The sequence below is a fragment of the Paenibacillus sp. sg306046 genome (genome assembly GCF_059821225.1).
This window is the reverse complement of the sequence record NZ_JCAMRT010000006.1, coordinates 121,619-146,523: the sequence shown is the minus strand read 5'-3', so window position 1 is coordinate 146,523 and position 24,905 is coordinate 121,619. Positions and strand designations below refer to the sequence as shown.

General features: G+C 57.3%; 27 protein-coding genes and 1 riboswitch. Of the genes, 1 reads left to right on the top strand and 26 read right to left on the bottom strand.

The annotated features are described in order from the left end of the window. Positions 1-6 precede the first annotated feature (6 nt). The 20 genes from resA to AC6ROY_RS08220 form a co-directional block, all read right to left on the bottom strand. On the bottom strand, positions 7-531 hold the full coding sequence (gene resA, locus AC6ROY_RS08315) for a thiol-disulfide oxidoreductase ResA (RefSeq protein WP_500099752.1): 525 nt from the start codon (positions 529-531) through the stop codon (positions 7-9). A gap of 142 nt (positions 532-673) precedes the next feature. Next, entirely contained in the window at positions 674-1,444 is a 771-nt protein-coding gene (locus AC6ROY_RS08310; RefSeq protein ID WP_500099750.1) for a pseudouridine synthase, read from the bottom strand. A 19-nt stretch (positions 1,445-1,463) separates the two neighbouring features. After that, the gene (locus AC6ROY_RS08305) at positions 1,464-1,805 is read right to left on the bottom strand and encodes a hypothetical protein (RefSeq protein ID WP_500099749.1); all 342 of its coding nucleotides are present in this window, start codon (positions 1,803-1,805) and stop codon (positions 1,464-1,466) included. Positions 1,806-1,935: 130 nt separating this feature from the next. Then, a complete protein-coding gene (locus AC6ROY_RS08300; RefSeq protein WP_500099748.1) occupies positions 1,936-2,472 on the bottom strand; it encodes a spore maturation protein in 537 nt (178 codons plus the stop codon). Positions 2,473-2,479: 7 nt separating this feature from the next. Beyond that, positions 2,480-3,079 carry a nucleoside recognition domain-containing protein gene (locus tag AC6ROY_RS08295; RefSeq protein WP_500099746.1) on the bottom strand — a complete coding sequence of 200 codons (600 nt, stop codon included), beginning with the start codon at positions 3,077-3,079 and terminating at the stop codon, positions 2,480-2,482. 83 nt (positions 3,080-3,162) lie between these two features. Next, positions 3,163-4,353, bottom strand: a complete 1,191-nt coding sequence (locus AC6ROY_RS08290; RefSeq protein WP_500099745.1) for a D-alanyl-D-alanine carboxypeptidase family protein — start codon at positions 4,351-4,353, stop codon at positions 3,163-3,165. Positions 4,354-4,557: 204 nt separating this feature from the next. Further along, positions 4,558-5,646 carry an HD-GYP domain-containing protein gene (locus tag AC6ROY_RS08285; protein ID WP_500099743.1) on the bottom strand — a complete coding sequence of 363 codons (1,089 nt, stop codon included), beginning with the start codon at positions 5,644-5,646 and terminating at the stop codon, positions 4,558-4,560. Between the two features lie 290 nt (positions 5,647-5,936). Beyond that, a complete protein-coding gene (ytfJ, locus tag AC6ROY_RS08280) occupies positions 5,937-6,428 on the bottom strand; it encodes a GerW family sporulation protein (RefSeq protein WP_500099742.1) in 492 nt (163 codons plus the stop codon). Positions 6,429-6,618: 190 nt separating this feature from the next. Continuing rightward, a complete protein-coding gene (locus tag AC6ROY_RS08275; RefSeq protein ID WP_500099741.1) occupies positions 6,619-7,323 on the bottom strand; it encodes a DUF2953 domain-containing protein in 705 nt (234 codons plus the stop codon). A 182-nt stretch (positions 7,324-7,505) separates the two neighbouring features. Beyond that, positions 7,506-8,132, bottom strand: coding sequence for an SMC-Scp complex subunit ScpB (gene scpB, locus AC6ROY_RS08270; RefSeq protein ID WP_500099884.1), 627 nt, complete (start codon positions 8,130-8,132; stop codon positions 7,506-7,508). After that, positions 8,101-8,892, bottom strand: a complete 792-nt coding sequence (locus AC6ROY_RS08265) for a segregation and condensation protein A (RefSeq protein ID WP_500099740.1) — start codon at positions 8,890-8,892, stop codon at positions 8,101-8,103. Before AC6ROY_RS08265 ends, scpB begins: the two co-directional genes overlap by 32 nt. Positions 8,893-8,968: 76 nt before the next feature. Beyond that, positions 8,969-9,445, bottom strand: coding sequence for a 6,7-dimethyl-8-ribityllumazine synthase (gene ribH / locus AC6ROY_RS08260; protein ID WP_500099739.1), 477 nt, complete (start codon positions 9,443-9,445; stop codon positions 8,969-8,971). Positions 9,446-9,482: 37 nt separating this feature from the next. Beyond that, positions 9,483-10,697: a bifunctional 3,4-dihydroxy-2-butanone-4-phosphate synthase/GTP cyclohydrolase II gene (locus AC6ROY_RS08255; RefSeq protein WP_500099738.1), complete on the bottom strand. Its 1,215-nt coding sequence runs from the start codon at positions 10,695-10,697 to the stop codon at positions 9,483-9,485. A 34-nt stretch (positions 10,698-10,731) separates the two neighbouring features. Next, positions 10,732-11,412 carry a riboflavin synthase gene (ribE, locus tag AC6ROY_RS08250; protein WP_500099737.1) on the bottom strand — a complete coding sequence of 227 codons (681 nt, stop codon included), beginning with the start codon at positions 11,410-11,412 and terminating at the stop codon, positions 10,732-10,734. Between the two features lie 3 nt (positions 11,413-11,415). Further along, positions 11,416-12,531: a bifunctional diaminohydroxyphosphoribosylaminopyrimidine deaminase/5-amino-6-(5-phosphoribosylamino)uracil reductase RibD gene (ribD, locus tag AC6ROY_RS08245; protein ID WP_500099736.1), complete on the bottom strand. Its 1,116-nt coding sequence runs from the start codon at positions 12,529-12,531 to the stop codon at positions 11,416-11,418. Positions 12,532-13,107: 576 nt separating this feature from the next. After that, positions 13,108-13,276, bottom strand: a riboswitch (FMN riboswitch). A 171-nt stretch (positions 13,277-13,447) separates the two neighbouring features. Next, positions 13,448-13,885 (bottom strand): peptidylprolyl isomerase, encoded by a 438-nt coding sequence (locus AC6ROY_RS08240; RefSeq protein WP_500099735.1) that lies wholly within the window; start codon positions 13,883-13,885, stop codon positions 13,448-13,450. A 91-nt stretch (positions 13,886-13,976) separates the two neighbouring features. Then, the gene (lysA, locus tag AC6ROY_RS08235) at positions 13,977-15,308 is read right to left on the bottom strand and encodes a diaminopimelate decarboxylase (RefSeq protein ID WP_500099883.1); all 1,332 of its coding nucleotides are present in this window, start codon (positions 15,306-15,308) and stop codon (positions 13,977-13,979) included. 160 nt (positions 15,309-15,468) lie between these two features. Then, complete coding sequence (locus AC6ROY_RS08230; RefSeq protein ID WP_500099734.1) at positions 15,469-17,976, bottom strand: spore germination protein; 2,508 nt, start codon at positions 17,974-17,976, stop codon at positions 15,469-15,471. Positions 17,977-18,001: 25 nt separating this feature from the next. Continuing rightward, positions 18,002-18,427, bottom strand: coding sequence for a stage V sporulation protein AB (locus AC6ROY_RS08225; protein ID WP_500099733.1), 426 nt, complete (start codon positions 18,425-18,427; stop codon positions 18,002-18,004). Next, positions 18,424-19,146 carry a stage V sporulation protein AA gene (locus AC6ROY_RS08220; RefSeq protein WP_500099732.1) on the bottom strand — a complete coding sequence of 241 codons (723 nt, stop codon included), beginning with the start codon at positions 19,144-19,146 and terminating at the stop codon, positions 18,424-18,426. The genes AC6ROY_RS08225 and AC6ROY_RS08220 overlap by 4 nt, the downstream gene beginning before the upstream one ends. Before the next feature lie 180 nt (positions 19,147-19,326). Between AC6ROY_RS08220 and AC6ROY_RS08215 the strand changes: the two genes are divergently transcribed. Then, entirely contained in the window at positions 19,327-19,539 is a 213-nt protein-coding gene (locus tag AC6ROY_RS08215; RefSeq protein WP_500099731.1) for a DUF378 domain-containing protein, read from the top strand. Between the two features lie 141 nt (positions 19,540-19,680). Here the strand turns inward: AC6ROY_RS08215 and sigF are convergent, their stop codons facing one another. The 6 genes from sigF to AC6ROY_RS08185 form a co-directional block, all read right to left on the bottom strand. Continuing rightward, positions 19,681-20,436, bottom strand: a complete 756-nt coding sequence (gene sigF, locus AC6ROY_RS08210) for an RNA polymerase sporulation sigma factor SigF (RefSeq protein ID WP_500099730.1) — start codon at positions 20,434-20,436, stop codon at positions 19,681-19,683. A gap of 11 nt (positions 20,437-20,447) precedes the next feature. Then, positions 20,448-20,894 (bottom strand): anti-sigma F factor, encoded by a 447-nt coding sequence (gene spoIIAB / locus AC6ROY_RS08205; protein ID WP_500099729.1) that lies wholly within the window; start codon positions 20,892-20,894, stop codon positions 20,448-20,450. Further along, on the bottom strand, positions 20,891-21,244 hold the full coding sequence (gene spoIIAA / locus AC6ROY_RS08200; protein ID WP_500099728.1) for an anti-sigma F factor antagonist: 354 nt from the start codon (positions 21,242-21,244) through the stop codon (positions 20,891-20,893). Before spoIIAA ends, spoIIAB begins: the two co-directional genes overlap by 4 nt. 210 nt (positions 21,245-21,454) lie before the next feature. Then, positions 21,455-22,624: a D-alanyl-D-alanine carboxypeptidase family protein gene (locus tag AC6ROY_RS08195; protein ID WP_500099882.1), complete on the bottom strand. Its 1,170-nt coding sequence runs from the start codon at positions 22,622-22,624 to the stop codon at positions 21,455-21,457. A 250-nt stretch (positions 22,625-22,874) separates the two neighbouring features. Continuing rightward, on the bottom strand, positions 22,875-24,206 hold the full coding sequence (locus AC6ROY_RS08190) for a pyrimidine-nucleoside phosphorylase (protein ID WP_500099727.1): 1,332 nt from the start codon (positions 24,204-24,206) through the stop codon (positions 22,875-22,877). Positions 24,207-24,336: 130 nt separating this feature from the next. Further along, positions 24,337-24,714, bottom strand: a complete 378-nt coding sequence (locus AC6ROY_RS08185; RefSeq protein ID WP_500099726.1) for a cupredoxin domain-containing protein — start codon at positions 24,712-24,714, stop codon at positions 24,337-24,339. Positions 24,715-24,905 lie beyond the last annotated feature (191 nt).

Sequence of the window (24,905 nt, the reverse complement as noted above, 5' to 3'; positions counted from 1 at the left end):
CCTCCGTTATTGTGGCAATAATGCCGTGATCGTTCTCTCGATGTAAGCCTCATCCATTTCCCCAATGCGGATTTCACCGATTTTGCCGTCAGGCTTGACGAAAAACGTCGTCGGATATTGCGAGACACCGTACCGTTTGCGGGTTTCTTCATTTTTGTCAAATAAAATCGGGAAGGTTACATTGTACTGCCGGATAAAATTGTCAACCGACACCCGCGGCTCATCAAGGTTCAGGCCGAGAATTTCAACGTTTTTACCGGCCCATTTCGCCTTTTGACGCTCCAGCGCAGGCATCTCGTTGCGACAGGGCTCGCAAAACGTTCCCCAGAAATTGACGACGACGACCTTGCCCTTCATGTCGGACAGCTGCCGGGTTTGCCCGTCGAGGCTCGCCAGCTTGAAATCAGGGGCGGAACCGCCTGTCGTCGGCTTCTTGTCCGTAAAAAACAAGTTGTTCATTAAGGTCCAGCCGCCCATCAGAAGCACGACCGTAAAAATGACAATTTGCACCCATTTTCTATGTTTTCCCATCATCTCACACCCTCAAACCCAAAGTTAGTCCACGCTGCAAGAAAAGCCGACCGCAAAACGTCTTCGGCCTGGACCGACGAACGCTGCGAGTCGGCGCGATTCCTCATCATCGTGGTTGCTCACTTTATTATAGCGAAAAATGTCACAAGTCGGATTCAGCTTTTTGAATATTATGTGACTGGCTGACGCTAAGGCTAAGCGCTGCATCGCGCAGCTCTTTAACTTCCTGCGCAGACATCAGGCGGAACTTGCCGCGCGGCAGCCCGGACAGCAGCAGCGGCCCGAATTGCACCCGCTTGAGCTTGGCAACGGGATGCTGGATCGCCTCGAACATCCGGCGCACCTGGCGGTTGCGGCCCTCGTAGATCGTAATTTTGATCACGGCTTCATTTTTTTCCGGAAATACGTTTTGGTACTCCACCTCAGCCGGGGACGTCATGCCGTCTTCGAGCTGAATGCCCGCTCTGAGCTTGTCCAGCAAATCGCCGTGCGGCACCCCCTTCACGGTCGCCAGATACGTACGCGGCACGTGATGCTTGGGGTGAGTCAGCAGGTGGGCAAACTCGCCGTCGTTGGTCATCAGCAGCAAGCCCTCCGTATCGTAATCAAGCCGACCGATCGGATAAATGCGTTCCTTCATATGGCGGAAAAAATCAGTGACCGTTTTTCTTCCCTCCGGGTCCTCCGCGCTTGTAATGACACCCTTCGGTTTATGAAACATGACGTACACCTTGGCTTGCTTGCGGATCGGCTTGCCGTCCACGCGGATCGCATCCGTGCTCGCATCAACCTTGACCCCCAAGGTAGTGACGACCTCATCGTTAACCTGTACGCGGCCCGCGGTGATCAATTCCTCGCATTTTCTTCGTGATGCAATGCCGGCCTCGGCCAGCACTTTTTGTAAACGTTCCATCTTCTCTCTTCACCTCATGCTAATGATACCTATCCTTGGGCGAAATCACAAGCGAAGACCAAGGAAAACCCGCGCCCGGGCATGAATCGGAGTGCGCATGAACCGCATCGGGCGAAAATCCGTACGCCTGAGCCAGCCGCAGGATCAATTTGCGCAGCACAAACCACTGCTCCTCCTCCTGTGCAGTGAATGCGGCGCGGGGATGAGCGTAGTCGCCCTCAAGACAAATATGCACATAAAACGGGTCGGTAGGCGCGGAGGATGGAATAATGAGGCCTCCAGACGTAATAAACAGATCATACCCTTTTCCATTAATGGACGGGCAGACCGAATGATGCAAACATATGCCGTTGTAGCCCAAGGCCGCTCACCTCTTCACAGGTTCGTTGCCTCAGTTTATGTATGGCCGCGGAGCGGGGTGCTTGCAGGAGGCGCAGGAGGGACGGCGGCTTGTCCGGCTGTTGTGCGGTCCGGTCGCTTGCGCAATGATCCTAGCCGGCAAAGGCCAAATAACAGATGACAATCGAAGCGATAAAGCCGACCGCATCGGAAATGAGACCGACCTTCAGCGCGTAACCGGCCTTGCGAATGCCGATCGCTCCGAAATAAACAGTCACGACATATAATGTCGTATCGGTGCTGCCCTGAATCGTCGAAGCAATCCGCCCGACCATCGAATCCGGCCCGAACTGCGAGATCAGATCGGTGGTAAAGGCCAGCGAGCCTGCTCCCGTAATGGGGCGCAGGAAGGCCAGCGGAATAATTTCGCTCGGCACGCCGAGCTGCTCGCAGATCGGCTTCATCCAGCCGATGAATACATCCATCGCGCCGGACGCCCGGAACACGCTGATCGCCACCATCATCCCGACCAGATGCGGGATAATGCGGATCGCGGTATCGAAGCCGTCCTTGGCCCCGTCCACGAATGATTCGTAGACGGGAACTTTCCGATAGGCGGCATATAACGGAATAAATACGATAATAACCGGAATCGCCCAGGCGGAGATCAGATTAATAAAGTCAAACATCGGCCGTTCACCCCTTCCCGGAACCGATCAGCGTATATCGCTTGCGGTACCAGCGGTCCACCAGTATCGCCGCCAGCGTGGAAATAAACGTAGCGATCAGCGTCGTGCCGACAATTTCGGCCGGATTGGCCGAGTTATAGCTCATCCGGATCGCGATCAGCGTCGTCGGGATGAGCGTAATGCTCGCTGTATTTAACGCAAGCAGCGTCGCCATGGCCGGACTTGCGGCATCCTTCTGCGGATTCAGCTTCTGCAGCTCCTGCATCGCCTTAATGCCCATCGGAGTAGCCGCATTGCCGAGGCCGAAAATGTTGGCGCTCATGTTGGACATGATGTAGCCAAGCGCCGGGTGATTTTTCGGCACACCCGGAAACAAAAACCGCACTAGCGGGCTCAGCAGCCGGGCCAGCTTGTTCAGCAGGCCCGCATCTTCGGCGATCCGCATCATGCCGAGCCAAAACACCATAATGCTGATCAGGCCGAAGCAGACGGTGACGCCGCTTTTCGCCCCATCGAATACAGCCTCGGTTACAAGGTCGATTCTGCCCTGGAAAGCGGCTACGATGAAGCCAGCCACGATGAAAAACAACCAGATCCAGTTCACCATGCGGGTTCTCCCTTCTCTCGGTTAGCCTCGGTTTGCTTCGTTAGGTTTGTTCGATGCGTTAACCTCTTTGTACGGCAGCCCGGTCAGCCCGACTGTCCCGTCAGCATCACCCGGGTCAATGCCCGCAGCACATACAGCCACTTGTCGGACAGCGTCCACTCGGTCCAGCCTGCGCGGCCGGCAGCGTAAGCGTACGATTTGCCTTGGGTCGCGGACAGCCGCGGGCTATCCGCCGGCACAAGCGGCACCGAGCCGATCAGCTTGCCGTTCAGCTTGAAGTCTACTTGCCCTGCAAGCCCGAGTCGGAAGTCGGTCGAGGCTTGATCCTTCAGCGACGTTTCGCGCGTGAACCGCCCTGCCTCCTCCTTCGTTGCCGGGTAACGAAGCCCCGCTCCGGCGACGAAGCCGGTGTCCGCCACGGCCTCCCCTGGCTGAATCAACGTCTGCAGCGGGTAATGCTGGAAGCCGTAATCGAGCAGCCGGGTATGATCGACCCAATCGTTCGGATCGTTAAGCGTCACAACCGCAACCTGCTGTCCGCCCCGTGTCGCGGAAGAGACGAGGCAGCGCTTGGCCAGCTTCGTATAGCCGGTTTTCACGCCGTCCGCTCCCTCATAGAAGGACAGCATCTTGTTTTTGTTCAGCCACGTATAGTCCCAGGATTCATGCGGGTTCGGCACCTTCTTGACCTTCGTCTTGACAATTTCCTGAAACACGGGATTACGCAGCGCGTACGCCGTCAGCTTGGCCATATCGTTGGCTGTCGAATAATGCCCTTCCTCGTCCAGTCCGGACGGGTTTTTGAAGCTCGAATTTGTCATGCCGATCATCCGCGCCTTCTCATTCATTAAATACGCGAAGCCGTCCACGCTGCCGCCGACATGCTCGGCAATCGTCGTGGCGGCGTCATTGCCGGAGCGCAGCATCATCCCGTACAACAAGTCCTTGAGGTTCATTTCCTCATTCAGCTTCAAATAAATGGAGGAGCCCTCCTTGCCGAAAGCGTTTTTGCCCACCTTGGCCAAGTCCGACAGCTTGCCGTGTTCAATCGCGACGATGGCGGTCATAATTTTGGTCAAGCTGGCGATCCGCATCGGCTTGTCTCCCTTGACACTAACCAGCAGCCGGCCTGAGGCGACATCAATCAGCGCCGCCCCCTCGGCGCTTGTGCTGATCGCAGGCGGCGCGGCCAGTGCAGACGGCACGGACGGCGCAATGCCTGACGAGGCAGCAGCCAGTGTAACGGCCAGCAGCAACCCTATTCGTTTTCTCATTACGTTCCTCCTACGGGCTAAGACTGACAACTTGACCGAGCGGACAAGTTCAGATTCATGGTTTTACTATATGCCGGAAGGACAACGGTTATGAACGAATACGCGCACAGCGAAAAAGCCCGCTCAGATGCAGCATGCCGCCAGGCGCCGCTCCAAACAGGTTTCCCGAGCCAATCATCTTGAACGCTTGTTTCAACGTTTGACTTAAATTTGCACCTTATCAATAAACAGCGTGAGCTTCACAGCCAGATCAATCTCGTAAGGCTGCGTCAGCCGCTGACCGTAGGCGTCCTCCAATATGCGGACAGTCGGGCGCTGCGGCACGGCCGGATTGATCGCCACGACGACTCCCTGCTCGCCGCTGCTCAGCAGGACGGTCACGCCGATCGGGTAAATGGCGACATTATCGCGAAACAACGCAACCTTCTTCTGCTCGTACAACGTTCCAACCCCGGCGAACAGCACCTCCATCGCCTGATGCGGCAGCATCGCATGCCGGTGCGCCCGATGGGTCGTCATCGCATCGTAGCTGTCGGCAACCGCGATCCATTTCGCATAATCATGCATATCCTTGCTGCCGATCCCGCGCGGGTATCCGCTTCCATCCTCCCGTTCGTGATGCTGGAACGCACAGTGCGCGGACAGCAACGGCATGTTCGGTTCGTCCTTCAGGATGCGAAAGCCAAGCTCCGGATGCTTCTTGATCTCTTCATATTCCTGAGGCGTCAGCTGTCCCGTCTTGTTCAGCAGGGAGACCGGCACCTTCGTCAAGCCGATGTCATGCAGCAGCGCGCCCATGCCGATCGTTGTCAGCTCGTCGCGGCTGTAGCCGTTTAACATCCCGAGCATCGTCACATAAATACAAACGTTCAGTGAATGCTGATACAAGTAATTGTTCATCACGTTCATGTTCATAAGCATAATAAGCGTACCCGGCTTGTTGTCGCTCAGGTCATCAATGATCATCTTCATCACATTACCGAAGGCACGCCCCAGCACAGGTCCCTTGGACACCTTGGACGTGCTGTTTTTCTCCATAAAGGAACGAAACTGGGTTCGAACCTCCTGAATCGCCCTCGTTCTCGTCTCGTCGGAAATAACATCGCTTACTTGCACATCATCGGTTGCCGGATCGGCGATATACAAGTAATCGACACCAAATTGCTGCAGCCTGCGCAGCAGCGGCTCATTCAGCTCCGCACCGGCATTCAGCAGCACGAGTCCTTCTTCACTAAAGATACATTTGCCGAGGCGCATGCCCGCCTGGCAATTGCTTGTTGGAAGCAACCGCACAACAATCCTCTCCCTATGTCCTTATACCTATACCCCTAGTTGAAAAGCTCTACAAACACTATAGTCCAACGTTATTCAAAGAGCAAGAAGACCTTTCCATTCTGTGCGAAAGATAACATCACAATAGGCATATAGGTATAATTGTCGGAAAATGTAACCTGACAAAATACGATTTAACATGACAAAATAGCAGATCAGCTATGACAAAAAAGGGGGGAGCCATGACAAAGCAGGCTTTTCGCCAACATAAAAAGCCGCCTGTTCAGGCGGCTCTTGGCGGCGGCAATCGCTTAGACGATAAAGTTTTGATTTTCAATGTTGGTAACCTGGGTTGCGCCGGTCATCTCATTGCCTGTGCCTGCTTTGCTGTTGCTTTTGAGCATCGACTGAATCCGGTCCACGACCTGTGGCGCGGAATCAATCAGCCGCTCCAGAAGATGCGTCTGGTTATCCAGGGGCACGATTTTGACGCCGTGTTTGCCGACGACCAGAAAAGCAATCGGCGTAATGGACACCCCGCCGCCGCTACCGCCCCCGAAGGGCAAGGCGACAGACGCGTTTTGGGCGTCGTTGCCCGCTTGACTGGCTTGCCCGCCCTGCGGATCATCGGCAACAAACTCGCTGCCCCCCGCCGCGAAGCCAAACCCCACTTTGCTGATCGGCATGATCACGCTGCCGTCCGGCGTTTCCACCGGATCGCCGACGATCGTGTTGACATCGGCCATCTGCTTGATATTTTCCATCGCGGTTTTCATTAAACCTTGAATCGGATGTTCTGTCACACCATTTCCTCCTCTGTGCGCTATAGATAAGGACTTGCCCACGCGTTTGTAGTGTGCGCACTGTGCAGTTGGAGTATGTATGCGGCGGACCGCTTCGCTTGGTTAAACTCAACGTTTCTTCCCCGCCGCCGGATGAGGCCTATTCCGACGCCGTTCAAGCGGGGACCGACGGATAGAACGGCGAAGCGCGTCATGACCTGCCGCCATGCACCGGCTGAGGCATCCGGCGCGTCAAAATCCGGTGCCAAGCCTCCAGCCCTCCCTCAGACTTGCGAATTCGCAGCAGCAGCCGAATCCCTCCGCTGAGCAGCGGGCCGATCCGGATATAAAATAACGCGGTTCCCTCCGTCAAAAAGGTCATCCGGTTGAAGGCCGGCATCACCATCAGCTGCGGCTGCGCATCCAGACGAATCAGTCGGCACACGTATCCGAGCAGCGCCGATTTGACGGCCCACAGCGAGCCGACCAGCATCGCCGTACCGGGCGCGTCGCCGATCCCGACTGACGTTTTCCAGTTCAGCTCGGTGCAGTGGACGCTGCGCAGCATGCGGCGCATCCATTCATGAAATTTGAAGCAATGCTGCAGCAGCTGCCGATAGTCGTCAAGGATATCCTTGATCTTGTCCGCGTTGATATCCTCCCCGTGGTCCTCCAGCAGCTTCCCTTGATAGGCGTTGACCTGCTCCGTATGCACCTCTACCCCTGTCTCCAAATCCTTGTAGCGAACAACCGGCACTTCGTAGCGCAAATGAAGCAAGCCCAGCAGTGCCTTCACCTCAACCGTAATTTCATCATTGCTCTCCTGATGCGTAAACGCCAGCCGCAGCCTGACGGGGCGCGATAACAGGAGAACCGCCGCGAAGATAAATGCAGCAGCCAGCCACATCCAGATCATGCTTGATCTCCCCCCGTTCGGCAGCTTCCCCGGACAACCAAAAAAACTCCCGATGACCGGAAGCTTGCCGCTTCGTTTCCTCAGGAGTTAGTATGGCCCTGCTTTGTCAAATCATGCACTTGAGCTTGTGGCGCTCATTGCAAGTTCTGGCCTGTCCGTCGGCGGAAGGCCGGCCCGGCAGCTCAATAGTCCCCGTCAGGCGTAACCTCAACCTCGACTTCGTCAAAGGTCAGCTGCTTCGCATCCAGCTTCTCGAACAGCAGCCGCGCTTCTTCTTCCAGATTATCGTCATTTTCAAACAGCGCCGTCTCCGGCAGATCCGTCAGGCTGGCCAAGCCGAAATAGTCCAGAAACGGCTTGGTGGTGCCGTATAAAATCGGGCGTCCCGGCGCGTCGGCACGGTCCACCTCCTGGATCAGGTCTTTGGCTACCAGCGTTTGCAGCGCCCGGTCGGCCTTCACCCCGCGAATTTCCTCGATATCGACACGTGTGATCGGCTGGCGGTAAGCAACGATGGCGAGTGTCTCCAGCGCCGCCTGCGACAGCGACGAACGGGAGGGCGCATGGGCAAGCCGTTCAAAATAAGGGGCATGCTCGGGAACCGTAGTCAACTGAAACGTACCGGCGAGCTCCACAATTTGCAGCCCGCGGCCCGCCCGCTTCATCTCGCCCTGCAGCTCTACCACAAGGCCGCTGATGAACGCAGGCTCCTGCTCCAGCACCTCGGCGAGCTGCCGGGCATCCAGCCCTTCATCTCCGGCCACAAACAGCAGCCCCTCAATAACCGATTTCATCTGCCCAAGCTCGATCTTCATCTGCCTGTCCATCCTCCCGCGCCTGAATCACAATTTCGTCGAACAAATGATGCTGCATGCACACAATCCGCTTCACCTTCATCAGCTCCAGCATCGCCAGAAACGTCACGACAATCGCATCGCGGCTGCGGTCCTGATCGATCAGCCTGGAGAACAGCAGCTTGCCGCCGCTGCGCGTCAGCGTATCCACCACCTGCAGCATCCGGTCGCGGACGCTGATCTCATCCTTGCGGATGCTGGCGACCGCCCGTCGGCTTTCCAGCCGCCGCATCGCTTTGCGGAATGCTTGAACGAGGTCGGCGACGCTGAGACCCTTGACCGGATTTTCCTGCACGACCGGCACGTAGGGCGTCAAATCCTCCGGCTCGCGGGTAAAAATAAGCCCCCGCTCCACTTCCTTGTCGCGCAGATGATCGGCAATCGCCTTGTACTTGCGGTATTCCACAAGCTTCGCAACCAGCTCCGCACGCGGATCGTAGTCCTCGCCATCCATATAGTCGTCGTAGTCCAGCTCCGGCGGCGGCGGCTTGGGCAGCAGCATCTTGCTTTTAATCGACAGCAGTGTGGCGGCCATGACGATGAACTCGCTTGTGACCTCAAGCTCCAGCTCCTGCATCGCGTCCAGGTACTCCAAGTACTGATCTGTGATTTCCTTGATCGGAATATCATAAATATCCACTTCCGCACGGTCGATCAGATGAAGCAGCAAATCAAGGGGGCCTTCAAACGTTTCAAGCTTAACCGTAACCTTCATCTGTGTCTGTCCCCCCTGTGCACGGCCCGATCAGATGACCGGAAAGTGAATCCTTCGTTCGTCGATCGTCTGATCGTTAGCCTTCTTGCTCGAACTGACGGGTCAGATTCGCCATTTCGATTGCGGTAACCGCAGCCTCCCAGCCTTTGTTGCCGGCTTTCGTGCCAGCGCGCTCCACCGCCTGCTCAATCGAATCCGTCGTCAGCACCCCGAAAATCGTCGGAACGCCCGTCTTGAGTGCAATGGAAGAAACGCCCTTGGCCGCCTCATTGCACACATAGTCAAAATGCGGCGTTGATCCACGAATGACCGCGCCAAGCGTAATGACCGCATCATACCGGCCACTTTCCGCCATTTTCTGGGCAATCAACGGAATTTCAAACGCTCCCGGCACCCAGGCCAGCTCGATTTCATTTTCCTCTACGCCATGACGCTTGAGCGCGTCCAAGGCGCCGCTAACCAGCTTGCCTGTAATAAATTCATTGAAGCGTCCCGCTACAATCCCGTAAGTTAAGCCTTTCGAAACTAAATGACCTTCGTATACTTTTGCCATGATCTCATAACTTCCTTCCGAATTCAATATTTTTTTGTCAAATTGTAAAGTCGAGCAAATGGCCCAGCTTCTGCTGCTTCGTGTGCAAATAATGCGTGTTGTCTTCGTTCTCTTCCATTTGAATCGGAATCCGCTCGACGATTTCCAGACCGTAGCCTTCCAGCCCGCGAATTTTGCGCGGATTGTTGGTCAGCAGCCGAATTTGGCTGATGCCGAGGTCCTTCAAAATTTGCGCCCCGATCCCATAGTCGCGCAAATCGGCGCCGAAGCCCAGCTTGAGGTTCGCATCCACCGTGTCCAGGCCCTGCTCCTGCAGCTTGTACGCCTTCAGCTTGTTGATCAGCCCGATGCCGCGCCCCTCCTGCCGCATATACAGCAGAACGCCGGAGCCCGCTTCGTCAATTTGCTTGAGCGCCGCAGCAAGCTGCGGGCCGCAATCGCAGCGGTGCGAATGAAACACATCGCCGGTCAAGCATTCCGAGTGAACCCGGACCAGCACCGGCTTGGACGGATCAAGCTCGCCTTTGACCAGCGCGACATGCTCCTTGTTGTCCACGTCGTTTGTGTAGGCAATGGCGTTGAACACCCCGAAATCGGTCGGCATCCGTACCTCCACTTCCCGGCGGACGAGCTTGTCCTTGACATTGCGATACTTGATCAGCGCTTGAATCGTAATGATTTTCAGATCAAACCTGGCTGCGATTTCCATCAGGTCAGGCACGCGGGCCATCTCGCCGTCTTCCTTAATAACCTCGCAGATCACGGCCGCCGGATACGACCCGCACAGTCTGGCGAGATCAACCGCCGCTTCGGTGTGGCCGCTGCGCCGCAGCACGCCGCCATCCTTCGCAATCAGCGGGAAAATATGTCCCGGCCGGCGAAAATGCTGCGGCTTCGTCTCCGGGTCCATCAGCGACTTGATCGTCATCGACCGCTCGGAAGCGGAAATGCCGGTCGTCGTGTCCACATGGTCGATCGACACCGTGAAGGCCGTGCCGTGGTAATCGGTGTTGCGCACGACCATCGGCGGCAGCTCCAGCTCCCGCGCCCGCTCCTCGGTAATCGGGGCGCAGACGAGTCCCCGGCCCTCCTTGATCATGAAGTTGATCACATCGGGCGTCGTTTTCTCGGCCAGCGCGATGAAATCTCCTTCATTTTCCCGATCTTCATCATCAACCGCGATAATCGCCTTGCCGAGCATCAGATCGTGAATCGCTTCTTCAATGGTATGAAAATGAACAGGTGCCGCCATAGGCTCCACGCCTCCTTCGCTCTAGTTGGAAAACTCAGAGAAATCCGTGCTCGGCCAGCAGCTCGGCCGTCAGTCTGCCCGTTGCGCCCGGACGTCCGCCGCCTGCGCCATAGCCCGGTCCGCCGCCGAAGCCCAGCAGCCGTTCGATGTATTTGCCCAGCACATCGGCCTCCAGATTGACTTCATCTCCAGCCTTCTTGTGCTGCAGCACCGTCTCGGCAAGCGTGTGCGGAATGATCGAAACGGTAAATTGCGCTTCGCCCGCCTCAACTACGGTCAAGCTGATGCCGTCGATCGTCACCGAGCCGTGCGGAAGAATGTACTTGAGCAAGCCGGGATCGGTCGGCTGGATGCGGAATACAACGGCATTTTCTTCCGGCGTGCGGCTGATAATCCGGCCGGTGGAATCGACATGGCCTTGCACGATATGACCGCCGAACCGCCCGTTCGCCGCCATTGCCCGCTCCAGATTAACCGGCGAGCCAGCCGACAGCCGCTCCAGCGTCGAACGGCGGAACGTCTCCGGCATCACATCAACCGTAAACGCCGACTCGGTAAAGGACACGACCGTCAAGCATACGCCATTTACCGCGATGCTGTCGCCAAGCTTTACATCCTCCAGCACCCGCTTTGCGCCAATCGTCAGCACCATTGCCTGCCCTCGCCGCTCGATGCGCCGCAGCGTCCCCATTTCTTCTATAATTCCCGTAAACATGCTTTATTCCTCGCTTTCGCTTACATACCGCGGATAGCCCGTCAACGCTACATCGTCTCCAAACCGCTCCACCGTCATACGTTCGATCCGGATCGCCCGGCTCATCGCTTCGCTGCCGGGAAAATCGAAGTTGCCCGGCGCAAGCGCGCCGCCGCCAATAATTTTGGGCGCAAGAAACAGCGTCAGCTTGTCCACAAGCCCGGCCGCCAGCAGCGCCCCGCTCAGCTTGCCGCCGCCTTCGACGAGCAGCGAGCCGATCTCGCGCTCGCCAAGCCGCGCCATGGCGGCGCGGAGGTCCACTGCGGGCCCGCGGCCGCAGTCGATCACTTCGACGCCCAGCGCCTCCAGCGCGCGGCGTCGTTCAGGCGGCGCAGCCTCGGTCGTCAATACGACCGTGGGCGCCGCCCCGTCCCGCACGAGCTGCGCATCGTGCGGCAACCGCAGCGTCGAGTCGACGACGACGCGCAGCGGGTTCAGACCCGGCGCCGGGAGCCGGGTCGTCAGGGCGGGGTCATCGGCCAGCACGGTGCCGATGCCTACCATAATCGCCTGGTGACGGTGACGCAGCAGGTGGACATGGGCGCGCGACGCGTCGCCCGTGATCCACTTGCTGTCACCGCCGCGGGCGGCGATTTTGCCGTCCAGCGTGCTGGCGCTTTTGACGGTCACAAACGGCAGCCGCGTTACAATGTACTTGTTGAACGCTTCATTCAGCGCGGCGGCTTCATCGGCCAGCACGCCCGACTGCACCTCCACGCCGTGCGCAGCCAGCCGCGCCAGGCCGCGGCCAGCCACAACCGGGTTCGGGTCGGTCGCAGCGACAACAACCCGCTTGACTTTGTCGCGGATCAGCCTGTCGCTGCAAGGCGGCGTCCGGCCGTGATGACTGCACGGCTCCAGCGTCACATAAGCGGTCGCGCCTTCCGCTTCCGTACCGGCCATATTCAGCGCATGAATTTCAGCGTGTGCTTCGCCCCGCTTGAGATGCGCCCCCATCCCGACGATCCGGCCGTCCTTGACCAGCACGCAGCCGACAACCGGGTTGATGCCGGTTTGCCCGGCGGCAGCCGAAGCCAGCTGGAGGGCCAGGCGCATATAATACTCATCGTTCAGCATCATGGAAGCCAGTTTGAAACCACCCTTTCCCGATCGTATTACGCGGTCTAAAGCAATAGCCAATTGCATGCCACTCGCCTGCTTGAGCAAAATTGTACCGCTTCGTACGGTAACACTGCGGCAGTCCATGCTGTTTAATCCTATAACCAGCATACAAGCTGCTGCTGCAGTCCTGGTGTTCGCATCGCACCGCGAGCAAACGCGAAAAAGCCGCTTTTCGCCGGAGCAAAAAGGGCTTGAGAAGATAAATCCGTGTACACAGGTACATTTAGTCGGACTTCCGAAATCGAACTCTACAGGCGGCAAACCGCTTGGAACAACAAATTGCCCTTTCCACGCCGCGGCCCGTTATCGGGAAACACGACGCTGCACATGGAACTCTCCCGCTTCATAAACAGCAGCCTGCCTTGTCAAGCTTCAAACTGCCGAAAACAGACGATTAGGCCTGCTCTGGAATAAACCGGGCTTTCCTGTGACGCGGTCGTTTGTTTGTGTACCTCACGCTTGCACAGCCGCGCCAAGGCTGCCGCCGGACCTACCCGGCGATCCCCTTGCGACGGTCCTGTGAACCGATCCCGCTCTCCCCTTCTCCCATCCAGACTATACTGTCGGTCTCGGACTTGCACCGAGTCAACCGGGCCATCGCTTGCTGAAAGCAAGTGATCGCACGGGTCACGGACTGAGCCGGCAGCCGAAGCCGCCGCACAACACCGCCGGTAGGGAATTTCACCCTGCCCCGAAAGGTTAAGCTATGCAATTTAGAAGTCAGTATACATCTAGTTGAAGCTTTTGTCTACCTGAACATGTAAATCTTCAAAATTGTCGCGCTGCCTGTACGAAAATAAAATTAGAAAAAAGGGCGCAGCTGCGTGCAGCAAAAAGAGGGCTATGCGCCCTCTCCTGTTCGGTCAGGCTTGGACTATTCTTCCCAAACCTTAACTTCTTTCATTTTGTCCCCTTGCTTCACGCTGTCCAGCAGCTCCATGCCGCTGGTCACTTTGCCAAACACGGTATGTTTTTTATCCAAATGCGGCTGCGGCTCGTAGCAAATGTAAAACTGGCTGCCGCCTGTGTTTCGGCCTGCATGCGCCATGGCCAGCGTACCGCGCTCATGCTTGCTTGTGTTCGTGCTTGTTTCACAGTCAATTTGGTAGCCTGGGCCGCCAGTGCCTGTGCCGTTCGGGCAGCCGCCTTGCGCGACAAAACCCGGGATGACACGGTGGAACGTCAATCCGTTATAGAAGCCTTCGTTGGTCAGCTTTTCGAAGTTTGCTACCGTGTTCGGCGCTTCCTCCGGGAAGAAATCAAGCTGGATAACGCCGCCTTTTTCAAGTTCAATAGACCCTTTTTTTGCCATGGGAACAAATCTCCTTTGTATATGATTTCTAAAGGGAGTTTAGCATAACAGGCTGTAACAAGCAAATGCTGCCAGCGGCAGCCTGCCCACCTTATCTCGCCTCCGTCACCGGCTTCATCCGCGCAGGCACAACATCCTTCTGCACGAGATCGCCATACGTTTCCCGCTCCACCACAACATCCGAAACGCCGTCCTTGACAAAGACAACCGCCGGCCGGCGGAGCCGGTTATAGTTGCTGGCCATCGAGTAGTTGTATGCGCCTGTGCAGGATACCGCCAGCACGTCGCCGCTTTGCACCTGCGGCAGCTCGACGTCCCAAATCAGCATGTCGCCGCTTTCGCAGCATTTGCCCGCAATGGAAACAAGCTCCTCGTTCGGCGACGCCGCGCGGTTCGCCAGCATTGCTTCGTATTGCGCCTGGTACAGCGCCGGACGCGGGTTGTCGGTCATTCCGCCGTCAACCGCGACGTATTTGCGGACGCCAGGGATATCCTTGTACGTACCGACGGTATACAAGGTCGTACCGGCATCGCCGACGATGCTGCGTCCCGGCTCCGTCCAGATTTCCGGCAGCGGGTAGCCGTGCTCGCCGAACTGCTCGCGCACCGTCGATGTAATCGCCTGCACGTATTCGGCCACCGGCAGCGGCGTATCGCCGTCCATATACCGGATGCCGAAGCCGCCGCCGAGATTCAGCACCGTAAAGGTCACGCCCAGCTCATCGCGCACCGCGACGGCAAAGCGGATCACCTTCTCGACAGCAAGCTGGAAGCCGCCGACCTCAAAAATTTGCGAGCCGATATGCGAATGCGTGCCGAGCAGCTCGATATGCGGCAGCGCGGACGATTCGGACACGGCCTGACGGGCCGCGCCGTTTTCCAGATCGAAGCCGAATTTGGAATCGGTCTGACCGGTAGAAATATACTCATGGGTGTGCGCGTCAACGCCCGGCGTAATGCGCAGCAGCACCTTTGCCTTTTTGCGCTTCTCGCCTGCAATTGCGTTCAGCATATGCAGCTCGACGAAGTTATCGACGACGAAGCAGCCGATGTTGGCGTCCAGCGCCATGTCCAGCTCCTGCGGCGTCTTGTTGTTGCCGTGAAAATGAATGCGCTCCGCCGGGAAGCCGGCCTGCAGCGCTGTATATAATTCGCCGTCCGAGACAACGTCCAGCGACATGCCTTCTTCCTCGACGATGCGGCACATCGCCATCACGCAAAATGCCTTGCTCGCATAAGCGACCTGAAAAGGCAGGCCGGATTGACGGAAGGCTTCCACAAATTCCCGGCAGCGCTGCCGGATCAACGCTTCATCCATCACATAAAGCGGTGTGCCGTGCTGCTTCGTCAGCTCGACGGCGTCGCATCCTCCGATTTCAAGATGCCCTTGGCTGTTAATCGTACTGGTGCCGTGTAAATACATCGCGTATAGCTCCTCTTCTCCTGTAAGGCTTGAATCATCCTGCATGTTCCTTTATCCAAAGTATCATAATCGGCGGCCCCAAGACAACAAGCAAAACAAGCCTGCCCGCCGGAAACGGCGGGTCAGGCTGTGGAAAACGGCGCTGGCGGCCAGCGCTCCCTCAAGAGGCAGGCTCTGACGGCTGCCTGGACGAGTCGATCGTTTTGGTCAGGCTCATTCTTGTTTTCATCGTCAGGAACGGCCGCCGAATGACAATTTCAAGCATCGCCTTCGCGTTAAACGGAATAAACGGCCACAAATAGGGCGTATTGTAGGAGCGCTTCAGCGCCAGCATCATCACTAGCGCCGTCGAAGCAATGACCAGCCCCGGCACCTTGAACACGGCCGCGGCCAGCAGCAGCACCAGCCGGGCCAGCCGATTGGCCAAACTCAGCTCATAGCTCGGGGTGGCAAAGGTGCCGATGGACGCCAGCGCCAGGTACAAGATGACCTCGTTCACAAACAGCCCTGTTTTGACCGCAACGTCGCCGATCAAAATCGCGGCAATCAAGCCCATCGCAGTGGCGAGCGGCGTCGGCGTATGGATCGCGGCCATCCGCATCAGGTCGATCCCCAGCTCGGCCGTCAGAAACTGCAGAATAATTGGAATTTTGCCCGCCTTCTCCGGTCCGATAAATTCAAGCCCGGCCGGCTTCAGCTCCGGCGAGGTGACGATAAGAAACCAGAGCGGCAGCAAAAACAGCGACGCAGCAATGCCCAGAAACCGCACCCAGCGCAGGTAGGAGCCGATCAGCGGAGTTTGACGGTATTCCTCGGCATGCTGCACATGGTGGAAAAACGTCGTCGGCAAAATCATCACCGAAGGCGATGTATCTACAAAAACAGCGACATGCCCTTCCAGCATATGCGCCGCCACCACATCCGGTCGCTCCGAATAACGGACGGACGGATACGGATTCCAGCCTTTGCCGACAATCGCCTCCTCGAGCTGCTTTTCCGCAAGCGGCAGGCCGTCTACTTCGACCTGCTTGATTTTGTCGCGAATGGACTCGACCAGCTCCATATCACAAATATCCTGCAGGTAGCCGATGCAAATATCGGTCTGCGTCCGCTTGCCGATCTGAGTAATTTCCAGCTTCAGGCTTGGATCGCGCAGCCGCCGGCGGACCAGCGTAACGTTGGTCAGCAGCGTTTCCACGAACCCGTCGCGCGAGCCGCGCACGACCCGCTCCAGATCCGGCTCCTCCGTAGTACGCGCCGGGAAATTTTTGGCGTCAACGAGAACAGCCTCGGTTTCCCCTTCGAAAAAGAAGGCGGTTCCGCCCATCGCGACCTGATCAATCGCTTCCTTTAGCTGGTCAGTCCTTTTCACCTGGATATGCGGAATCAGCGCCTGGTCAAACAGCTCAATGACATGCAGCTTGCCGGAACGCTGGTCCACGCCGACATGCGACTGTCCGCTTGCGGCGCTCCCTCGGTCAAGAGATGCACGGGATGCATGGGATGCAGCCCCTGTTGGCCGGTGACGGCCCGTCTGGCCGCCGCTCGTGCGGCCTCCTGCCCGATATCCGGCGGCGGCAGCGGAATCGGCAGAACGTGCCGCTGCACGATCGACGCTATCGCCCACACCCGCTTCGCTGTCGCGGAAGCCCTGCCTCCCCTGCACAGGCTGCGCGCGCCTGGCGACAATCGGCCCCTCGGTTGCCCGTGCAGAAGGCTGTCCGCGCTCAAGCAGCGCTCCGTCCTGCTGTCCATGCGCCGCTTCAGCTCGTCGGTGATGTGGCTGGCCCATGGGCGCCGATGGGTCGTAATGCCCGGCGGCGTCCGGAGTAGACGTCAAGGATGTTGACGCTCCCCGCTGGTTGCTGCGGGCGCCGTTCAAGCCTGACGCACGCTCCCGGCCCTCCTGATGCCCCGGCACGGACCCGGAAGCGGAAGCTCCTGTCGAATAGGACGCCGCACGATGCGCTTCATCGGCGTAGGACAGCCGCGCCAAAATATCATTTAACACCGTATCCTTGGCAAAGCCGTTGTAATAAAAGATGCCGGTCCGCTGACCTCCGAATACCATCTCGCGAAACACGACGTCGAAGCTTTTATTTAACCCGACACGCTCCTCCAGCTGACGCTTCAGCCGGTCGAAGGAAGCGGAAATATACGGGTCCTGCTTCAGCTCCTGCTCTTCCTCCGTCAGGTTCGTTTCCTGCTCCATTTTGCGCCTTTTGTCTTCCTCAGAGGCCTGCTTTCCTTGATTGCCGCTTCCGGACTGGTAAGCTGCCGACCGGCCTGTCTGCGGCTCCAGCCGCTCACCGGATGGCGCTGACCGGCTGCTTGCAGCATGCGCGTCGGAAGCCCGGGCTTGACCGGCATGCTTCCTCCCGGCTTGTCGGAGCTGATGCTCTTCAGACAGATCGTCCCGACTGTCCCCGTTGATTCCGCTATCGCGATCCTGCCAATCCGCCTCGCCGATAATATTGCCCTGCGCGTCAATCTCAAGCTTGGCCTCAAGTCGCCCGGCCTGACCCTGATCCTCCATCCCTGAGCCGGAACGGGTTCCATCCGCGTCCGGTTCGCCGCCGACGTCAGTCTGCCCGTTTGAACGGCCCGAATCAAGCTTGCGGTGCGCACGGCCGTTGACCAGCTTCGCACGTTTAAATTCCTTTTGCATACCCAATGCCCTCCTGTCTAAAAAGTTAGCTCAGCCAACCAAGCCAATCGACGATTGAGCCGAAAACCTTGCCGAATATCATCGCCATCAGCAGCCAGATCATATAAGCTTCCATCCCGATCCGTTTGGCAATAATCGGCAGCACATTCACCACTTCCGTCAAGGCGGCCGCCAGCATGCCGACAAAGCAGCCTGCCAGCAGTCCATACACGACCGCCGACATCGGCATGAACCGGAAGCTCCACGCCAGAAAGTCGGCAAACGTGAAAAACAGCGCTCCGCTCACTAACGCGCCCTCATAAAACCGAATATAGCGATAGGAGCGAGTAAGCTGCGCCAGACGAGGGATGATGTCCAGAACGATCAGGAAAGCGACCATCCCGCTGCCTACAGCCAGCCCTCCGGCCAAGCCGATAAACACAACGCCGATGCTCCAGATCCATTCGCTCACGGGGCTCTCCCCGTTGGCTCAGCCGACTCCGGGCCAGACTCTGATTTCTCCCTCGACTCCGGGCCGGGCGCCGATTCCGGCTTCGGACCGGACTCTGACTTCTGGTACAGCTTGGCATACTCATCCGTAATGACGAACTGATTGACATTTTGCTGGTACATATACATTTCGACCTCAAGCGGGCTTGGCTCCTCATTGAATTTTTTCTGGAACAAATGATTGAAAAACACTATCATCCCTGCGCCAATGCCGAGTGAATAAGGAATTTGCAGCAGCAGCGGTCGTTCCAGCTCGCGGCCGGTCAGCATCGTGTACAGATGACGGTGTACTTCGGCCATGCTGACATCGGCATGAAAATTCATAATGGCCAGCCCGGAGCCGATGAACAGAAGGAGCCACACAAGCACAAGCAGCACCGGATTCGCCTGTCTTGCCTTGCCCTGCACCTCCACCAGCGTATGCGGCTCACCGAACAGCTCGATTTGCATGCCTGGAAACCTTTCCTGCACTTTGCGGACAATCAGCATCATATCGACCAGCACCAGATTGCCGTCGTATTCGCTCGGCCGATACAGCTCCAGTCGCTCAAGCTCCTGCTCCACGTCCGGCGGGGACAGCAGCTGAGCAACCTTGCCCAGCCTCACCGGTTCCTGCGGATGGATGCTCAGCGTACGGCGCAGCCGGATATAAATACGTTGTGAGGAAAATCGCGGCTCCATGATCATGCGGCCTCCCTTCTGCCAGATAAGGGTAGTATGAATGGAAATACGTTCTAGGATGCGCAGGCGCGGTTGGAAAAACTTGACGCGCCTCCAATGTATAGGGAACGTGCGCGGATGGCACGATAAGGACGTCAGCGATCAGCAACAAACTACTTTTCAACAGGAAGGTGTCGACATATGACCAAATTCGCATTGACCCTTGTCATTATCGGGGCGCTTAACTGGCTGCTCGTCGGGTTGTTCCAGTGGGATCTGGTAACAGCGTTGTTAGGGGGAGATGTATACCGGTACTCCTCCGGGCTTAGCCGGATCATCTACACGCTGGTCGGCTTGGCGGGGTTGTACTGCATCGGCCTGCTGTTCCGGGATAATGAGTCGCGGGCGAAGTAACCTGACGAAATCACCCCGCGCCCTGGCGGCAAAGGTTGGCCCGGGCCCGGCCCGGTTCATAGCAAGCAGGGGCTGTCCTCTTCGATCCTACGATCGGTGAAGACAGCCCCTGCTTATGCCCGCTATGTCGCTTGAAGACAGCTACTGGGCGATTTGATTTTTAATGGACTGCAAAATTTTCTTTTCCAGCCGTGACACCTGAACCTGGGAAATGCCCAGGCGGCTCGCTACCTCCGATTGCGTCTGGTCGCGGAAATAACGCAAGTAGACGATCAGCCGCTCGCGCTCGCTCAGCGATCCGATCGCTTCGTTTAGCGCCAGCTTGTCAAACCATTTATCTTGCCCGTCGTCCGCAATTTGATCCATCAGCGTAATCGGGTCTCCGTCATTTTCGAAGACGGTCTCGTGAATGGAGGACAACGGCTTGTTCGCTTCCTGGGCAAATACGACATCCTCCGGCGTAATGCCCAGCTCCTCGGCTACCTCCTTGATCGTCGGCAGCCGCCCGTTGCGCTTGGACAGCTCATCCTTCGTCTTACGGATTTTGTTCGCCAGCTCCTTGAGCGAGCGGCTTACCTTCAGCGTGCCGTCGTCGCGCAGAAACCGCTGGATTTCCCCGATAATCATCGGCACGGCGTACGTCGAAAACTTCACATCGTAGGACAGATCGAATTTGTCAACCGATTTCAACAGCCCGATGCAGCCGATCTGGAATAAATCCTCAGCTTCATAGCCGCGGTTCAGGAAGCGCTGCACCACGGACCATACGAGCCGGATATTGCAATTGACCAGCGTCTCGCGGGCAAGCGCATCGCCGGAATGGCTCAGCGCAATCAGCCGCTTGACTTCGGTGTCATCCAGATAGGTGTGCGAGGTTTGCTTCAAGTCCGCATCCATAGGTTCAACCCCTAATTAAATAACGCTTTTTTGGACTCAATTCGCTTCTTCATCCGGATCGTCGTGCCCGCCCCCGGCTCACTGTGAACATCAACCTCATCCATGAAATTTTCCATAATCGTGAAGCCCATCCCCGAGCGCTCCAGCTCCGGCTTGGACGTATACAGCGGCTGCTTGGCCAGCTCCAGATCCTCGATGCCGCCGCCCTGATCCTCTACGGAAATAAAGACGGTATCCCCTTCAATCGACGCGGAGATCGTCACCGTTCCGTCCGGGTTATTGTCATAGCCGTGAATGATGGAATTGGTTACAGCTTCGGACACGACCGTCTTGATATCCGTCAGCTCATCAAGCGTCGGGTCCAGCTGGGCGACGAAGGCGGCCACCGTCACACGCGCAAACGATTCGTTCTCGGAGCGGCTGGCGAATTGCAGCTTCATTCGGTTGCGTTCACTCATGATACGACCTCCAGACTTTGAATCGCTTCGGTTTCATTGTCCTGAATAGATAAAATCTTGAACAGGCCCGACATTTCGAACAGCCGGTACACGGAAGGATTGACGTCACAGACGACCATTTTGCCGCCGCGGCTCGTAATCTGCTTGTATCTGCCGAGAATCACGCCGAGCCCGGAACTGTCCATGAAGCTGAGCTGCTTCAAGCTTAAAATAATATGGGTGCTATGCCCTCGCAGAATTGCTTCCTCCATACGGGCTTTTACGGCGTCCGCCGTATGGTGGTCCAGTTCTCCCTGAAGCCTGACGATCAGCGCATTGCGGTAATGCTCCAACTCGATTTGTAAGCTCACGCGGTTCACTCCCTCCCGTTCATGCATCACTGTTTCTACAAGCAGGAAAGCTTTTCCTGCCCCCCGACAAAACTAGAAGAAATGCGCCAGAAGACGGTGGAAAGCGACATGAACTGCAGCTGCGCACAGCCGCAGGCGTAAAAGCCAAAAATCCCCGCAGCCGACTGGAGCCTTCCTGCTGCGGGGATTTCTGGATGTGTGCCGGTCCGGTCAGTTGAAGAAAAACAAACGTTTCGCCGTTCGCTTGGTCAGCGTCCACCAGCCGGCCTTCGCCACGTCCACCGGCGATTCCAGCGTAAATTCCTTCATCACCTGGTCGCCCCGGTAGACGATAATTTTACCGATGGGCTGCCCGGCGGCAATCGGCGCCTTCAGGTTCGAATCAAGCTGTACCTCATGACGGATGCCCTCGGCAGCGTCGCCCTTCTTCAGCAGCAGCGAATACGAATGCGTGGCCGTCAGCGGGACAACAGGCGTCTCGCCTTTGCCGACCTTCATTTCGCCAATCGCGTCGCCCGACTTGTAGATCGGCAGGTTTGTATATTGCGAGAATGCATAATCGAACAGCTTCGTTACTTCGGCATTCCGCGTTTTCGTATCCGGCTCGCCCATAACGACGGAGATTACACGCAGGTTATCCCGCTTGGCCGTCGCTGTCAGGCAAAACTTCGCCTCGCTCGTGTAGCCGGTTTTCAGCCCGTCCGCTCCGGCGTAAAAACGAACCAGCTTGTTCGTATTGACAAGCCAAAACGGCTTAGGCGTATCCTTGCGCAAATAATCCTGGTATTGCCCGGTGAACTGGGTAATTTCTTCATGCTTGAGCAGCTCCCGGCTCATCAGGGCGATATCGTACGCCGAGGAATAATGATTGTCTGCAGGCAGCCCGTTCGGGTTGACGAAATGCGTATTGGTCATGCCGAGCTGCCCGGCCCGTTCGTTCATCATGGCTACGAAGGCTTGCTCAGAGCCGCCGATTTTCTCGGCCATGGCCACGGAAGCGTCATTACCTGAGGCCATCGCGATGCCCTTGAGCATATCCTGCACCGTCATCTCCTCGCCAGGCTCCAGAAAAATTTGCGAGCCGCCCATCGAAGCCGCGTATTCGCTCGTTCGCACCTTTTCATCCATCTTGAGCTTGCCCTGGTCGATCGCTTCGACGATCAGCAGCATCGTCATAACCTTCGTAATGCTGGCCGGCGGCAGCTTGGCATCCTTGTTTTTGTCAACGATCAGCGTCCCGGTATCGGCATCCATCACAACGGCGGATACAGCGCCCGGCGCCAAATCCGGCGGCTGGTCGGCGGCCGGCTTCTCTGCGGCCGGCTTCTCTGCGGCCGGTTTGTCCGCAGGCGGCTTTTCCTCGGCCCATGCCGTCGGCATCGCCAGCGTCAGCAGCAGCAGTGCGCTGACCCCTAATTTAAACCCTGCTCTGGTCTTCACCTGTTCGACCCCTCCTGAACGATCAACCTGATTAAGTGTGCTGGTAATCATTGTTGACGTTTTTTACAGGAAATATGCGGTTTGGAGGTAAAAAACCGGGACTTCTACTCTCGCAACGACCTAGTTCAATTGAAACGCAAAAAATCGCCCGGACAGAGACGCGCTCTGTCGCGGGCGATCGGTGATCAGCTTACGTATAACGTACGCCATCCTTCGTGACGACCGCGTACATCAGCTTGAGCGGCTCCACTGGCGTCGCGGAAAACGTAAAGGCGGCAATTGCCCGTTCCGTCATCCGGCTGACTTCTTCGGCCTCGTTCCGGTTCAAATACAGCTCGGCGAGCGGCTCGCCGACTTGAACCGAATCACCGACGCGCTTCGCCAGCTTCAGCCCGACGGCCAGGTCAATCCGGTCCTCCTTGGTCGCCCGGCCCGCACCCAGCAGCATCGCGGTGACCCCGAGCGATTCGGCATCAATCGCCGCCACGTAGCCGTCCTGCGGCGCTGGCACCGCGACCCGGTAAGCGGCCTGGGGCATCCGCTCCGGCTCATCCGCCACCAGCCCGTCGCCCTCCTGGGCGGCTGCAAACTGCTTGAACTTCGCCAGCGCCGCGCCATTGCGCAGCAGCTCCGTGACCAGCTCCAGCGCCTGCTCATACGAGGCGGCTGCTCCGCCGAGCGCAACCATATGCGCGGCCAGCTCCAGACAAAGCTCGGTCAGCTCCGCCGGACCTTCGCCGCGCAAGGTATCAATCGCTTCCTTGACCTCCAGCGCGTTGCCGATCGACGGCCCCAGCGGCTCGTCCATGTTCGTGATGACTGCAACCGTCTCGCGTCCTACCTCCGTACCAATCGCGACCATCGCCTCGGCCAGCGCCACTGATGCCTCCAACGTTTTCATGAACGCGCCCTTTCCGGTTTTCACGTCAAGCACAATCCGGTCCGCGCCGGAGGCGATTTTCTTGCTCATGATGGAGCTGGCGATCAGCGGTATCGAATCAACCGTCGCTGTCACGTCGCGCAGCCCGTACAGCTTCTTGTCGGCGGGCGTCAAATTGCCGGACTGGCCGACAACCGCGATCCCGATATCCCGCACCTGCTGCAAAAACTGCTCCGAGGAGCGCTCGACCTGAAAACCCGGAATCGCTTCCAGCTTGTCCACCGTGCCGCCCGTATGCCCCAGTCCGCGTCCGGACATCTTGGCCACCGGCACCCCGGCCGCTGCGACCAATGGCGCTACGATCAACGTCGTTGTGTCGCCGACGCCGCCCGTGCTGTGCTTGTCCACCTTCACGCCGGGAATGCCGCTCAGATCGACCTGATCGCCGGAATCCGCCATCGCGAGCGTCAAATCCGCCGTTTCACGCGGGGTCATGCCCTGAAAGTAAACGGCCATCGCCCACGCCGAAATCTGGTAATCGGGGATGGAGCCCTGCACGTATCCGTCGATGAGCCAACGAATTTCTTCACCCGTCAACTCGCCGCCATTTCTTTTCTTATGTATAAGATCAACTGTCCGCATGGGAATCAACCTCTCTATCGTTCAAATGTCCGCTACCTCTACATTATACGGCTTGCCCGGACAAAAAGAAAAGGAAGCCCGGCGCTAGGCGCAGGCCCCCTTCCCGATCTGTTGGTAAGGCAGGTGTCGATTATTCGACGATAAGCTTTGTTTTCATCTCGGCATGTCCAGGGCCGCAAGGCAGCGTGCAGTGTACTTCGTACACGCCCGGCTTGTCAAACGTGAACTCGACGGATTTCGTGTTGTTGTCCAGCTTCACAGACGTGCCTGCGATTTCCATCGCGTGCAAACCTTCCTTGTTTTGCAAGGAAACCGTCATTTTCTCGCCGGCTTTTACTTTATACTCCGCTTGATCAAACTTGTAGTTCGACGCGACGAACTTCAACGTAGGACCAGCCGTTGCTTCCTTCGCCATCTCCGCCTGGCGGGCCGAAATGTTCTGGAACAACACTCCCGTACCGAGGAGACAGGCGACGATGAACAATGAAAACATAATCCACTTTTGCATACATATTCCCCCCTTACCTGATTACCGTTAGACACATAGATTTATTGTACATAAAACCATCCCATTTACCCATGCCTATTCAAGGCATTTTGGTGAAAGATTTGTGACAAAATCGTAAATTAACCTGTCACAACCTCAACCAGTGTAGCATAATTTCCGCTTCACGACAAAACAAAGCCTGTTCGCGACAA

Coding starts and splice junctions, on each gene's coding strand:
- resA (WP_500099752.1), bottom strand. CDS start 531: ATGGGAAAACATAGAAAATGGGTGCAAATTGTCATTTTTACGGTCGTG.
- AC6ROY_RS08310 (WP_500099750.1), bottom strand. CDS start 1,444: ATGGAACGTTTACAAAAAGTGCTGGCCGAGGCCGGCATTGCATCACGA.
- AC6ROY_RS08300 (WP_500099748.1), bottom strand. CDS start 2,472: ATGTTTGACTTTATTAATCTGATCTCCGCCTGGGCGATTCCGGTTATT.
- AC6ROY_RS08295 (WP_500099746.1), bottom strand. CDS start 3,079: ATGGTGAACTGGATCTGGTTGTTTTTCATCGTGGCTGGCTTCATCGTA.
- AC6ROY_RS08290 (WP_500099745.1), bottom strand. CDS start 4,353: ATGAGAAAACGAATAGGGTTGCTGCTGGCCGTTACACTGGCTGCTGCC.
- AC6ROY_RS08275 (WP_500099741.1), bottom strand. CDS start 7,323: ATGATCTGGATGTGGCTGGCTGCTGCATTTATCTTCGCGGCGGTTCTC.
- AC6ROY_RS08265 (WP_500099740.1), bottom strand. CDS start 8,892: ATGAAGGTTACGGTTAAGCTTGAAACGTTTGAAGGCCCCCTTGATTTG.
- ribH (WP_500099739.1), bottom strand. CDS start 9,445: ATGGCAAAAGTATACGAAGGTCATTTAGTTTCGAAAGGCTTAACTTAC.
- AC6ROY_RS08255 (WP_500099738.1), bottom strand. CDS start 10,697: ATGGCGGCACCTGTTCATTTTCATACCATTGAAGAAGCGATTCACGAT.
- ribE (WP_500099737.1), bottom strand. CDS start 11,412: ATGTTTACGGGAATTATAGAAGAAATGGGGACGCTGCGGCGCATCGAG.
- ribD (WP_500099736.1), bottom strand. CDS start 12,531: ATGATGCTGAACGATGAGTATTATATGCGCCTGGCCCTCCAGCTGGCT.
- AC6ROY_RS08240 (WP_500099735.1), bottom strand. CDS start 13,885: ATGGCAAAAAAAGGGTCTATTGAACTTGAAAAAGGCGGCGTTATCCAG.
- lysA (WP_500099883.1), bottom strand. CDS start 15,308: ATGTATTTACACGGCACCAGTACGATTAACAGCCAAGGGCATCTTGAA.
- AC6ROY_RS08230 (WP_500099734.1), bottom strand. CDS start 17,976: ATGCAAAAGGAATTTAAACGTGCGAAGCTGGTCAACGGCCGTGCGCAC.
- AC6ROY_RS08220 (WP_500099732.1), bottom strand. CDS start 19,146: ATGGAGCCGCGATTTTCCTCACAACGTATTTATATCCGGCTGCGCCGT.
- AC6ROY_RS08215 (WP_500099731.1), top strand. CDS start 19,327: ATGACCAAATTCGCATTGACCCTTGTCATTATCGGGGCGCTTAACTGG.
- sigF (WP_500099730.1), bottom strand. CDS start 20,436: ATGGATGCGGACTTGAAGCAAACCTCGCACACCTATCTGGATGACACC.
- spoIIAB (WP_500099729.1), bottom strand. CDS start 20,894: ATGAGTGAACGCAACCGAATGAAGCTGCAATTCGCCAGCCGCTCCGAG.
- AC6ROY_RS08195 (WP_500099882.1), bottom strand. CDS start 22,624: ATGCCGACGGCATGGGCCGAGGAAAAGCCGCCTGCGGACAAACCGGCC.
- AC6ROY_RS08190 (WP_500099727.1), bottom strand. CDS start 24,206: ATGCGGACAGTTGATCTTATACATAAGAAAAGAAATGGCGGCGAGTTG.
- AC6ROY_RS08185 (WP_500099726.1), bottom strand. CDS start 24,714: ATGCAAAAGTGGATTATGTTTTCATTGTTCATCGTCGCCTGTCTCCTC.